This is a genomic window from Serratia sp. NA_112.1, from assembly GCF_052691715.1.
In genome coordinates this window covers 1-12,756 of the sequence record NZ_JBQZFO010000020.1, presented here as the reverse complement: position 1 = coordinate 12,756, position 12,756 = coordinate 1, and the positions used below count along the sequence as shown (strand labels likewise).

At 55.9% G+C, this 12,756-nt stretch carries 9 protein-coding genes; 4 read left to right on the top strand and 5 right to left on the bottom strand.

Translation table 11 applies throughout. The features are described from left to right. Window positions 1–30: 30 nt before the first annotated feature. Together ACUTQ5_RS21605 and iolD are read right to left on the bottom strand one after the other, a co-directional pair. The gene (locus ACUTQ5_RS21605) at window positions 31–1,044 is read right to left on the bottom strand and encodes a Gfo/Idh/MocA family protein (RefSeq protein ID WP_445652917.1); all 1,014 of its coding nucleotides are present in this window, start codon (window positions 1,042–1,044) and stop codon (window positions 31–33) included. A 64-nt stretch (window positions 1,045–1,108) separates the two neighbouring features. Continuing rightward, a complete protein-coding gene (iolD, locus tag ACUTQ5_RS21600) occupies window positions 1,109–3,049 on the bottom strand; it encodes a 3D-(3,5/4)-trihydroxycyclohexane-1,2-dione acylhydrolase (decyclizing) (RefSeq protein WP_445652916.1) in 1,941 nt (646 codons plus the stop codon). A 532-nt stretch (window positions 3,050–3,581) separates the two neighbouring features. Between iolD and ACUTQ5_RS21595 the strand changes: the two genes are divergently transcribed. After that, window positions 3,582–5,510: a bifunctional 5-dehydro-2-deoxygluconokinase/5-dehydro-2-deoxyphosphogluconate aldolase gene (locus ACUTQ5_RS21595; protein WP_445652915.1), complete on the top strand. Its 1,929-nt coding sequence runs from the start codon at window positions 3,582–3,584 to the stop codon at window positions 5,508–5,510. Window positions 5,511–5,708: 198 nt separating this feature from the next. Beyond that, a complete protein-coding gene (locus tag ACUTQ5_RS21590) occupies window positions 5,709–6,545 on the top strand; it encodes a MurR/RpiR family transcriptional regulator (RefSeq protein WP_012147336.1) in 837 nt (278 codons plus the stop codon). A gap of 155 nt (window positions 6,546–6,700) precedes the next feature. Here ACUTQ5_RS21590 and iolB read toward each other — a convergent pair whose 3' ends face one another. After that, window positions 6,701–7,522 carry a 5-deoxy-glucuronate isomerase gene (gene iolB, locus ACUTQ5_RS21585; protein ID WP_445652914.1) on the bottom strand — a complete coding sequence of 274 codons (822 nt, stop codon included), beginning with the start codon at window positions 7,520–7,522 and terminating at the stop codon, window positions 6,701–6,703. 246 nt (window positions 7,523–7,768) lie between these two features. Beyond that, a complete protein-coding gene (locus ACUTQ5_RS21580; protein ID WP_445652913.1) occupies window positions 7,769–9,274 on the bottom strand; it encodes a CoA-acylating methylmalonate-semialdehyde dehydrogenase in 1,506 nt (501 codons plus the stop codon). A gap of 553 nt (window positions 9,275–9,827) precedes the next feature. Between ACUTQ5_RS21580 and ACUTQ5_RS21575 the strand changes: the two genes are divergently transcribed. Both ACUTQ5_RS21575 and ACUTQ5_RS21570 read left to right on the top strand, forming a co-directional pair. Next, a complete protein-coding gene (locus ACUTQ5_RS21575; RefSeq protein ID WP_445652912.1) occupies window positions 9,828–11,255 on the top strand; it encodes a sugar porter family MFS transporter in 1,428 nt (475 codons plus the stop codon). A gap of 46 nt (window positions 11,256–11,301) precedes the next feature. Further along, window positions 11,302–12,138 carry a TIM barrel protein gene (locus tag ACUTQ5_RS21570; RefSeq protein WP_445652911.1) on the top strand — a complete coding sequence of 279 codons (837 nt, stop codon included), beginning with the start codon at window positions 11,302–11,304 and terminating at the stop codon, window positions 12,136–12,138. 54 nt (window positions 12,139–12,192) lie between these two features. On the opposite strand, the gene ACUTQ5_RS21565 is transcribed toward ACUTQ5_RS21570, so the two are convergent. Continuing rightward, on the bottom strand, window positions 12,193–12,756 hold a 564-nt coding region (locus ACUTQ5_RS21565), incomplete at its 5' end, for an ABC transporter permease (protein WP_445652910.1).

Sequence of the window (12,756 nt, the reverse complement as noted above, 5' to 3'; positions counted from 1 at the left end):
CCTTTAAACGTGAGTACCGCGTTCAGCACACTACTTGTTGTAGAACGACGGGCGCGGCGGCAGGGTCACAGGTACGATCTCGCCGCTGAGCTGCGCAGCCACGCAGGCATCGGCCGTCACGGCGGCAGCATAGCCATCCCAGGCGGAAGGCCCGGTCAACTTGCCGGCCAGCACGTCGTTGATAAAGCCTTGCAGCTCAACGTCGTAAGCATCGATAAAGCGGTCTTTCCAGTCGGTCAGAATTTCGGTAGCGAGTTTGGCCCCGCTGCGCATCTGCACTGAGGACGGCTCCGGCAGTTTGGCAATGCCGGTTTCCCCCACCACTTCACACTGAATGTCATAACCGTACTGGCAGTTAACGAAGATTTCGACGTCAATGCGGGTACCTTTGGCGGTTTCAAACAGCACAATCTGCGGATCTTTCAGGTGCGGGAATGCCTTGGGGCTTTTACGCGGGAATACCACCTGAACCGAAACATAGTCGTCATCCAGCAGCCAGCGCAGCACGTCGATCTCGTGGATCAGGGTGTCGGTGATCGCCATATCCGTGGTGTAAGCTTCACCCACTGTTGGGTTGCGGTGCGCGCAGTGCAGCATCAGCGGTTCGCCGATTTGCCCGCTGGTCAGCACCTGTTTGAGTGCACGGTAGCCCTGATCGTAAGGGCGCATAAAGCCTACCTGCACCAGGCGCTTGCCGTGTTTGGCTTCAGCCTCAACGATGTTTTTACAACCCTGCGCAGTAACCGCCAGCGGCTTCTCGCAGAATACCGGCTTGCCGGCGGCAATCGCCGCCAACACGAACTCTTCATGGCTCGGGCCCCAGGAGGTGACCAGCACCGCCTGAACGTCCGCTGCCTTGACCAGATCGTGGCCATTGTCATACACCTTGGCGTCCAGCTTCAGGTCGCTCACCACCTTGGCGGCGTTGTCACGGTTAATATCGTTGACCGCCACGATGCGGCTACCCTGCAACACTTTGCTGCAGCGACGAATGTGATCCCGACCGATTGCGCCGGTACCAATAACCCCAATGTTCAGTGTCATTTTCGTTATCCTCTTCAAATAGTTGCGGCAGACGCAAGGTCTGGGTAATCAGGCAATGTGTTAATCAGTAGTCGCGGGCCATGTCGATGTTCTCTTGCAGCTTGCGAGCCACGGCGACAATTTTTTCGCTGTCGGCAACCTGGGCTCCGCCCACGCGCCACCAGCTGAGATATTTGTGCACCATGGTTTTTGGCAGCACTTTGATGTCCAGAAGGGTGGAAACGCTTTGCAGGCGAGCATCGGCCAGCGCTTCGATCAGCTGTTGTTCGGTCGTTACGCTGTAGGTTTTGCAACCGTAAGCCCCCGCCAGCATGGCGAAGTTGACTGGCACCAGCTTGCCGTCGAGTTTGCCGCCCTGCGGGTTGCGGAAGCGGAATTCGGTGGTGTAACTGTCCATGCCGTGTTCCATCTGCAGGTTGTTAATGCAGCCGTTGGTCATGTTGTCGAACAGCACCACGTTGATTTTGCAGCCTTCCTGAATTGAGGTGACCAGTTCGGAGTGCAGCATCATAAAGGCACCGTCACCGACCATCGCGTACACCTCGCGCTGTGGCTCTGCCAGCTTGACCCCTAAGGCGGCATTGACCTCGTAGCCCATGCAGGAATAACCGTATTCCACGTGGTAGCCGTGCTCGCCATGGTTCTGCCACACGCGCTGTAAATCTCCCGGCAGGCTACCGGCAGCGGCAACGATCACGCTGTCCTGCGGCAGATGCTGGTTCAGCACCCCCAGCACCCGGCTTTGGGTCAGCAGTGAATCGGTCTTTTCGATAAATTCGGCAAACACGCTGTCACGATCGAGGTGGTCGTCAATTTCCGGTACAAAACCTTCGCCGGTGTATTCCACCGCATAAACTCGAGCGGTTTCCTGCTGTTGTGCGTTACGCGCTTCGGCAATGGCGTTGCCCCAGCCAGCGCGATAATCAGCCTGCGCCAATAGCGTACCCAGAGCAGACAGTGCCTCGCGGGCATCGGCCAGTACCTGCAGACCATCGAGCTTACCGGCGTCGAAGGCGCTGACGTTAACGTTGAGAAAATCGACGTCGGGATTCTGGAACAGCCATTTGGACGAAGTGGTGAAGTCGGTATAACGGGTGCCGACGCCAATCACCAGATCGGCCTGTCGGGCCAGGGTATTGGCCGCCAGACAGCCGGTTTCACCAATGCCGCCCAGGTTAAACGGGTGGTTGGACGGGACGGTGCCCTTGCCGGCCTGGGTTTCCACAAACGGGATCTGGAAGCGTTCGGCAAACTCACGCAGCGCCTGACCGGCCTGTGAATATTTCACCCCGCCGCCACACACCAGCAGCGGTTGACGTTTGGTGGTCAGCAGCGCCAGCGCATCGGCCAGCATGCCTTCGGTCGCCGGGCGGCGATCGAGCCGGTGCACACGTTTTTGGAAGAAGTAGTCAGGATAGTCATAGGCTTCGCCCTGCACGTCCTGCGGTAAACTCAGCGTCACCGCGCCGGTTTCCGCTGGGTCGGTCAGCACGCGCATCGCGTTGATACAGGCGCTCATTAATTGTTCCGGCCGCACAATACGATCCCAGTACTTGCTCACCGCACGGAAAGCGTCGTTGGTGCTGAGGCTGAGGTCGTAGGTTTGTTCAATCTGCTGCAATACCGGGTCTGGCTGACGAGAAGCATAAATATCGCCCGGCAGCAGTAATAAAGGAATGCGGTTGGCGGTGGCCGTCGCGGCGGCGGTGATCATATTGGCGGCACCGGGGCCGACAGAAGAGGTACAGGCGTAAATCTGTTGACGCAGTTTCTGCTTGGCAAAACCGGTCGCTGCGTGAGCCATGCCCTGCTCATTACGCCCTTGATGCACGATCAGATCACCGCTGTCCTGTTCCAGCGCCTGCCCCAAACCGAGTACGTTGCCGTGACCGAAAATCGCAAAGATGCCTTTGACGAATTTGGTTTCCACGCCGTCGACCAGCAGGTACTGGTTGTCGAGGAACCTGACGAGTGCCTGTGCCATGGTTAACCGGATCTTGCCCATTTGCTCACCCTTTTAGAGTAGTCACGCCCGCTCCGACACCACCCGTGCCGAACCTGAAAAGCTGTGTGATATCCGCCGTCTTTCAGCGCGCTGCGCTACTTAAGCCGACAACCTGAAACGTGAAGCGATTATAAACAAATATATTTTTCATAAAATCACATTACAGAAGAAACATTTCATTTTGCGATAAAGATCGCATATTGATGAAAACGACGTTTCATCCATGCCTTTAGAATTCACTGACTTAGCGCCCGCAGCACCCTCCGATACTTCATTCCATCAGCCGCCGAAGGTGCCCCAACCCTTGGTACCATCGGCTTGTAACGCCAGCTATACCCTTGCCGTTGTTCGGTGTTTCAGCATCAGGCCAGACGCGGTTTTTAGTGCTTTCAGCTGGCGTATTAGCGCTGTTTTAAATGCATCACATTTTTGGGGTGTAAATTTCATTCAATCTTGAAATTGAAATTTTTATTCCTCATACTCAAAAAATGCTTCGTAGTCGGGGTTTGGCTTAATACAGAAGGAAACGGGTATGGCTACACAAGAAAAACAGCTTGATGTCATTTGTCTCGGGCGTATTGCCGTCGATTTCTATGCACAACAGATCGGCGCACGCCTGGAAGATGCCAGCACATTCTCCAAATATCTCGGCGGCTCTTCCGGCAACGTGGCTTACGGCACCGCCATTCAGGGCCTGAAGTCCGGCATGTTGGCCCGCGTCGGCGACGAACATATGGGCCGTTTCCTGCGTGAAGAACTGCAACGCGTCGGAGCCGATACCCAGTGCCTGATCACCGACCCCCAGCGGCTGACCGGTTTGGTGATCCTCGGTATCAAGGATCAGGAAACCTTCCCGCTGATTTTCTACCGTGAGAACTGTGCCGATATGGCACTAACGCCGGACGATATCGACGAGGCCTACATTGCGTCATCGCGCGCGCTGGCTATAACCGGCACCCACCTGTCACACCCAAACACCCGCGCCGCGGTATTAAAAGCGCTGGAATACGCCCGCCGCCATGGCCTGCGCACCGCGCTGGATATCGACTACCGGCCGGTGCTGTGGGGCCTGACGTCGCTGGGCGACGGTGAAACCCGCTTCGTCGAGTCAGAGAAAGTGACCCGCGAACTGCAGGAGGTGTTGCATCACTTTGATCTGATCGTCGGCACCGAAGAAGAATTTCATATTGCCGGTGGCAGCACCGACACCCTGACCGCGCTGAAAAACGTCCGCCAAGCGACGCAGGCCACGCTGGTCTGTAAGCGCGGCGCACAGGGCTGTTCGGTATTCGAAGGCGAGATAGCCGCCGACTGGCAGCAGGTAAAACTGCATTCCGGCGTACGGGTTGAAGTGCTGAACGTACTGGGCGCCGGCGATGCCTTTATGTCCGGCCTGCTGCGCGGCTATCTGAACGACGAAGGTTGGGATCAAGCCTGCCGCTATGCCAATGCCTGCGGCGCATTGGTGGTTTCGCGCCATGGTTGCGCTCCGGCAATGCCCAGCAAGCAGGAACTGGATGACTATCTGCAACGAGAGCAGGAAGTGAAACGCCCGGATCGCGATGAACGGCTTAACCATCTGCACCGGGTCACCACCCGCAAACAGCAATGGCCGGAACTCTGCGTGTTCGCCTTTGATCACCGCAAACAGCTGGCGGATATGGCGCGAGAAGCCAAGGTTAGTGAAGAACGCATACCAAAACTGAAAACGCTGCTGCTGACGGCGGCACAACAGGCCGCCGAGGTCGCCGGGCTGCAGGGTAACAGCGGCATTCTGGCCGATACCACCTATGGCCAGGCGGCACTGAACCAGATCACCGGGCAGGGTTGGTGGATAGGCCGGCCAGTCGAACTACCCGGCTCGCGTCCGCTACGGTTGGAGCACGGCAATATTGGCTCGCAGCTGATCGACTGGCCGCAGGAGCACGTAGTAAAATGTCTGGTGTTTTACCATCCGCATGACCCCGTCGAACTGCGCCGCGAACAGGATGAACTGATTGGCGATGTGTATCGCGGCTGCTGCAAATCCGGCCATGAACTGTTGCTGGAAGTGATCCTGCCGGAAAGCAACGCCGACAAGGATGAAAGCCACTATCTGGAGATGCTGCAGCACTTTTATCAACTGGGCATTAAACCGGACTGGTGGAAGTTGCCACCGTTGAGTGCAGAGAACTGGCAGCGGGTCGGTGCGTTAATCGACGCTAACGATCCACAGTGTCGCGGGGTATTGATTCTGGGGCTGGATTCGCCGGAAGAAACGCTGAAGGCGGGTTTTGCCGCGGCGGCAGACGCCCACTGGGTAAAAGGTTTTGCCGTCGGGCGCACCATTTTTGGCCAACCTTCTCGCCGCTGGCTACAGGGAGAGCTGGATGACGCCGCGTTAATCGAACAGGTGAAACAAAAATACCTGACGCTAATTGGCTTCTGGCGCCAATACCGCCCAACCTCTCACTCGTCTTAATCGAAAAAACCTCCCCTTAAACGGATTTTCGCCGCTTTAAGGGGATTTTTTTTGCCTTTTTTCTGTGAAGTAACGCAACTTGCAATCGAATAAATCGCTTTTTGTTGAAATGAAATTTCCAATCCATCTGTTAGAATAACCTGTCAATAACTCAGGCGTCAGGCCGATACGCCTTAGCCTCCACTGCGAGCCGAATGGATGAACAACCCAACTCAACTTTCGCTGTTACAGGACGAGATCCGCCACCGCTATGAAACGCTGAGCAAGCGTTTAAAACAGGTGGCGCGTTACATTTTGGATAACAGTAACAGCATTGCTTTCGATACCGTCGCCTCCATCGCCGCACAGGCCAGCGTCCCCCCTTCAACCCTGATCCGCTTTGCCAACGCCTTTGGCTTTAGCGGTTTCAACGAAATGAAACAGGTTTTCCGCCAGCACCTGATGGAGGAAACGGTCAACTACACCGAACGGGCACGCCTGTTCCGGCAGACCTCAACCGACGGTAACGTGGCCCCGGAAAAGCCGGCGGAAATCCTTAACGTTTTCACCATGGTCAATGCTCAGGCGCTGCAACAATTGGCGATGCAAACCAGCTCCGAGCAGTTGGATCGGGCGGTTGAACTGCTGAACAACGCCGAGAATATCTACGTGATTGGCCTGCGTCGCTCATTCAGCGTCGCATCCTATCTCACTTATGCGTTGCGCCATCTGGAGCGCAGGGCGTTCCTGATCGACGGGCTGGGCGGCATGTTTACCGAACAACTCAGCATGGTGAAGCCGAATGACGTGGTGATTGCCATCAGCTATTCGCCGTATGCTCAGGAAGCACTGGAACTGGTTGAATTGGGTGCCAAGAACGGAGCGCAGCAGATCGCCATAACCGACAGCCAGGTCAGCCCGTTGGCTGCCTTCAGCGACGTATGCTTTGTAGTGCGAGAAGCACAGGTAGATGGCTTCCGCTCCCAGGTCGCTTCAATGTGTCTGGCACAGACCCTGGCGGTATCGCTGGCGTTGAATAACGCCAAAGAAGAGTAATATACCTGTCATACTTGAAGCTGCCTCTGTGTTGGCTGCACGCACTTACCCGAATCACTTGTCAGAGTAAGCTCATCGGGATAAGCGCCCTTGCCGCCTGGAGGCAACTCCAATTATTTTGGGTATAAGGCTCGGCAAGCTGAGCCTGATTAAGTTTATTTGGCTGCGGGATAGCCGTCGGTGTTAATCCAGGCGTGGTCTTTTTCCCAGGTGAACTTCCATAGCCGCACCGGCCCGGCCATCACGTTAAGATAGTAGTTGTCGTAACCGGCCATCGTCGCCACCGGGTGGTAGCCACGTGGTACCTTGACTACGTCACGGTTATACACCGGCATGCATTCGTCCAGTGAGCGATCGTCGGTATATACCCGCTGCATGCAAAAACCCTGCTCCGGCTGAATGCGGTGATAGTAGGTCTCTTCCAGATAGGTTTCATCCGGCGAGTCTTCCTGGTCATGTTTGTGGCTGGGGTACGAACTGGTATTGCCCTCATCCGTATACACCTCCACCACCAGCAGGCTGTCGGCCGGTTCGCTGTCCGGCAGAATATTATGCACCAGACGCTGGTTACGCCCTTTACCACGACGTTCGACGCCGACCTCCGCTGGGGTGATCAAGCGCGACGGCAGGTGTCCATGACCCGGAGCACTGCAGACCGCCAATTCCAGGGCGCTTTCCGCCCGCACTTCAATTTTGTCGTGATGCGGCACGTATACCGCATAAGGCGGCGTACGTTCAAACGGGCTCATGCGTTTGCCAATATTCGGGTATTCCGCACGCAGGGTGGCAACGGAAGCAATGCCGGCGACCAGTACCAGGCACAGCTCTTTGTCGCCGCTTTCCAACCGCAACGACTGGCCGGCTTCAAGGCGATAAACATCAAACCCGACAAAGCGCCAGTCGGCATTCTCTGGGGTGACATGCTGGATACGGCCCTGACCATCCGGCTGCTGACACTTGGCGAGTAATAAAGACATATGTTCCTCCGAATTAAATACCCGTAGTCTTTCAAGTTGCAGCGTTGTTACCTGCACTCAGTTACGTGGCCCATCCATGGGCCACACCCCTTAAGGGGCCGCTGATCGCGCGTTCAAATCTGTTCCCGACAGATTTTTCACCCCAGTTACTTACTAAAGTAAGCGCCTGGGGATGAGTGAGCTGGTCGCCTAGCTGCAACTCGAAATCTATAGGGTATGGGCATTAATCAATTCAAACGTAGAACTTTAGCCCAGCGTCGGCATGCTGTATTCCGACACCGTTTGCTGCCCGGTTGGCCAGCGGGCGGTAGCAGTTTTCATACGGGTATAGAAACGTACCCCATCGGTGCCATGCACGTTCAGCGCACCGAACACCGAGCGTTTCCAGCCGCCGAAGCTGTGGAATGCCATAGGAACCGGAACCGGCACGTTAACCCCCACCATACCGGCCTGCACTTCCTGTACGAACTGGCGCGCGTAGCGGCCATTGCTGGTAAAGATGGCGCTGCCGTTACCAAATTCATGGCTGTTCACCGTGTCGATGGCGGTCTGGTAGTCCGGTACGCGGACAATCCCCAGCACCGGCCCGAAGATCTCTTCGCGATAGATACGCATGTTCGGCGTAACGTGGTCAAACAGGGTACCGCCAACGTAGTAGCCGTCCGGGTAGCCCGCTACCTGATAGTTGCGGCCATCGGCCACCAGGGTTGCGCCTTCCTCCACGCCCAGATCGATATAACCCAATACTTTCTTCTGGTGCGCCGAGGATACCAGCGGCCCCATTTCGTTTTCTTCGCCACCCTGTTTAAGCCCTGGGCCAACGCGCAGCTGAGCGATCAGCGGCTTCAGTCTGGCAATCAGTTTATCGGCCGTATCATCACCGACCACTACCGCCACCGGCAACGCCATGCAACGCTCACCGGCCGAGCCGAAAGCCCCGCCCATCAGGGCATTTACCGTCGCGTCCAGATCGGCGTCCGGCATGATGATCGCCTGGTTTTTCGCCGCGCCGAAGGCCTGCACCCGCTTACCGTGAGCGCTGGCGGTAGTATAGATATGTTCCGCCACTGCGGACGAACCAACAAAGCTCACCGCCTGAATATGCGGGTCAGTGCACAGCTGCGCGGCATCTTCATTAGCGCAGTGCACCACGTTGAATACGCCATCCGGCAGGCCTGCCTCTTTCAGTAATTCCGCCATCCGCACCGAAGCCGAAGGCACCAGCACCGGGGGCTTGAGCACAAAGGTGTTGCCGCAGGCCAGCGCGATAGGGAACATCCACATCGGCACCATCGCCGGGAAGTTGAACGGGGTGATACCTGCGACCACCCCCAGCGGCTGCATCAGCGAGAAGCTGTCAACGCCGCTGCCGACGTCCGCCGAATACTCGCCCTTGATCAAATGCGGAATGCCGCAGGCAAATTCCACCACTTCGATGCCGCGGGTCAGTTCGCCCAGCGCATCGGAATAAACCTTGCCATGTTCGCTGACAATCAGCGCCGCCAGCTCATCGCGATGCTGTTCCAGCAGCGCCTTAAAATTGAACATGATGCGCGCACGGCGCAGCGGCGTGGTACGCGACCAGTCGGCAAAGGCCTGGTGGGCCACGTCAATGGCCTGCTTCACCTCGGCGGCAGTGCTCTGCGTCACGCGGCGTTCAACCTGCCCGGAAGCCGGATTATGAACGTCGACGGTTTGATTGCTGCTGCTCAGGCACACCTGCCCGCCAATAAAGTTACCCACGGTTTTCATGTCTCACCCTCTTTTAAGTCCGCTGTCGCCTGACCGTCTGCGGCCGTAGCGTTTTCATCACACCGCTTGCCGGAGACTGCCCGCAAGCAGGCTAAATCCTGACCGGATGAAGCAAACTCTATTTCATTGAAAAAAAAGTTTCAAATAAATTATTTTAGAAAATTTGTTTTTAGTGCGGAAGGTCGCAGTTTTGCCACGTCACTGTGCAAGGCCATTACATGCCGGAAAAAAATCGGTCCCTGTGTTCACACGCCAACGGCAAGGAATTAGCCCTGACTTTTATACAGAAATAGGCGGCCCGCAAGGAAATGCGACCCGGCCCGACGCTAAAAGATCACGCGGTAACGCTTGTGGGACGTTTGCGGTTTTTTTTGAACTGGATCCAAAAATCAATATTTCATTATTCACTAATTATGAAATAAATGTTCTTGTTTAGAGAAGATTCATCCAAATATCACCGTCTTGATGACAGGCACGGTTCACACCCTTCCGCCTCCCTATTCCCTACAACCTACTGCGCGGGTGGAAGCCAGGAAAAAAATCGGAGCAACACATGTCACATCAGCGTAAGCACAACACCGGGTACATTCTGCGAATTTGCGGCATTGCAGCTCTCGGCGGCATTCTGTTCGGTTATGACACCGCCGTGATCTCCGGCGCGATCGATGCCCTAAAAACCTATTTTGACCTCAGCCCACTTGAAACCGGCTGGGCAGTCTCTAACGTGGTGATCGGCTGTGTGGTTGGCGCCTTTGGTGCCGGGCCGTTGGCTGCGCGTTACGGCCGTAAAAAAGCCCTGATGCTGGCGGCGGTGCTGTTCACTATTTCGGCGGTGGGAGCCGCCCTGGCCACCACCTTCACCTGGTTTGTGATTTACCGCATTATTGGCGGCCTGGCCGTGGGCATCGCCGCCACCGTCTCACCGATGTATATGTCGGAAGTCTCACCTAAAGACATGCGTGGTCAAGCCCTCAGCATGCAGCAGTTCGCCATCGTGTTCGGCCAAATAGTGATTTTCTACGTTAACTTCAAAATCGCCAGCATCGCCAGCGAAGCCTGGCTGGTGGAAATGGGCTGGCGCTGGATGATAGGTTCGGAAGTGATCCCCTGCATGCTGTTCCTGATGCTGGTGTTTATCATTCCGGAATCGCCGCGTTGGAGCGTCATGGTCGGCCGTGACAGCCAGGCTTTAGCGATGTTGACCAAAGTCTCCAACGCTGCCCATGCGCAAAGCGTATTGCAGGAAATCAAAGACTCACTCCAGCAGGATCAGCAAAAACACCGACCAAAGCTGAACTACGGCGACGTACGGGTACGCTTCATTCTGTTTGTCGGTTGTATGATCGCCATGCTGCAACAGGTCACCGGCGTTAACGTAATGATGTACTACGCGCCAATGGTGCTGAAAACCGTTACCGAAAATGCCCAAGAGGCGCTGTTCCAAACCATTTGGATCGGCGTGCTGCAGTTAGTCGGTTCAGTGATTGGCGCCATACTGATGGATCGCGTGGGCCGCATTCCGCTGATGCGTTACGGCACCCTTGGCGCCATTGCCGGGTTGCTGATCACCTCTTATGCACTCTACACCCAGGCCACCGGCTACCTTGCCTTGTTCGGCATGCTGTTCTTTATGGTGTTTTACGCCCTGTCCTGGGGGGTGGGTGCCTGGGTGCTGGTGTCAGAAATCTTCCCAAATCGCATGCGAGCACAGGGCATGAGCATCGCCGTCGGCTGCATGTGGCTGGCCAACTTTGTCGTTTCACAGAGCTTCCCGATGATCAACGACAACCCTTATCTGTTCTCCACCTTCCATGGCGCCTTCCCGATGTGGGTCTTTGCCGCCTGCTGCTTGTTTAGCTACTGGTTCATCGGCCGCTATATTCCGGAAACCAAAGGCGTCTCGCTGGAAAAAATGGAAGACGTGGTGATGGCCAAACTCCATCGCCAAGCGCCACCAGAAACACAACGAACGCCGCTGTAAGTCGGCAACTCTTAGGCCTTCTCAAATCATTCAGGAGCCATGCATCATGACCTTTGCGCCAGACCGTTTTTGTATCAACCGCAAGATCGCACCCAATCTCGATTTGGAGCGGTTTTTCAGCCTGGTGAAAAAGTGCGGGCTCCGCAAAGTTGAGCTGCGCAACGATATGCCGAGCGGCAAGGTGACAGATAACCTGAACAACGATCAATTAAATGCTTTGGCGGCCAAATACGGTATCGAAATCGTCACCATTAACGCCCTCGGCAAGTTTAACTTGATGGACGATCAGGCCGGGCTGCTGAAAAACGCCGAGGCGCTGCTGGCGCAGGCTCAGGCGATCCATAGTCAGGCGCTGGTACTGTGTCCACACTGCAGCGCGGACGATCGGCGCAGTGAGGAGCAGAAAAAAACCGATACGCTGGCGGCCCTGAAGTTGCTGGCACCGCTGTTTAAACAATACGGCGTGCAGGGCTACGTCGAGCCGCTGGGGTTCGGCATCAGTTCGCTGCGTTCATCACTGCTGACGCAATCCCTGATACGCGACTCCGGCGCGCCGTACAAGATCGTGCTGGATACTTTCCACCACTATTTAAGTGATGTGGCCCAGCCTGAGTTTGATGAGCAGATTCAGATTGAGGGTATCGGTCTGGTACACCTGTCCGGTGTGGAAGATGCGCGGAGCAAAAGCGCGCTCAGCGACGAAGAACGTATTATGTTGAGTCAACAGGATCGGCTGGAGAGCAGAAAGCAGGTGCAGAATCTGGAGCGCCTGGGCTACACCGGCATTTACGCCTTCGAGCCGTTCTCTTCGCAGTTGGATAGCTGGACAGAGGCGGATATCGAACGTGAAATCCGCCAGAGTATCGCTCTGCTGCAAGGGTAATGGACGCAGCATAGGGGGCGAGCATGCTCGCCCCTGCCATTATTTTTTGTGGTGCTATTTCAGCGTGCTCACCACCAGTTGATGACGGGCGTTGTAGAACTTACGGTAGGCCAGATAGCAGGCGATAATGGTCGACAGGCTGGCGGTGGAAAGCAACATAAAGGTCACCATAATCTGGTACTTAATGGCTTTCACCGGGTCAATACCGGCGAAAATCAGACCGGACATCATGCCCGGCAGGCTGACCAGGCCGACGGTCTTGGCCGAGTCTACCGTCGGGATCAACGAAGCGCGGATGCTGTCGCGGATCAGCGCAGCCGAAGCAAACTTCGGCGATGCCCCCAGGCTGAGCATTTCCTGAATTTTCTGCTGATCGCTTTTGAAACGCTGCCCCAGGTTGTTGTAACACAGGCCCACCGCCACCATCGCATTACCGGCCACCATGCCGGAAATAGGGATCACCTGCATCGGGGTAAATTCTATCGAGCCGGTTAGCACCAGCACCACCAGCGTTAGTACCGCACCTGTGGTGATGGCAATAAACGATGTCATAAACGCATGACTAATATATTTACTGCGTTTTTGCGCGTTGTAAGCCGCGTTAAAGCAGATAAACAG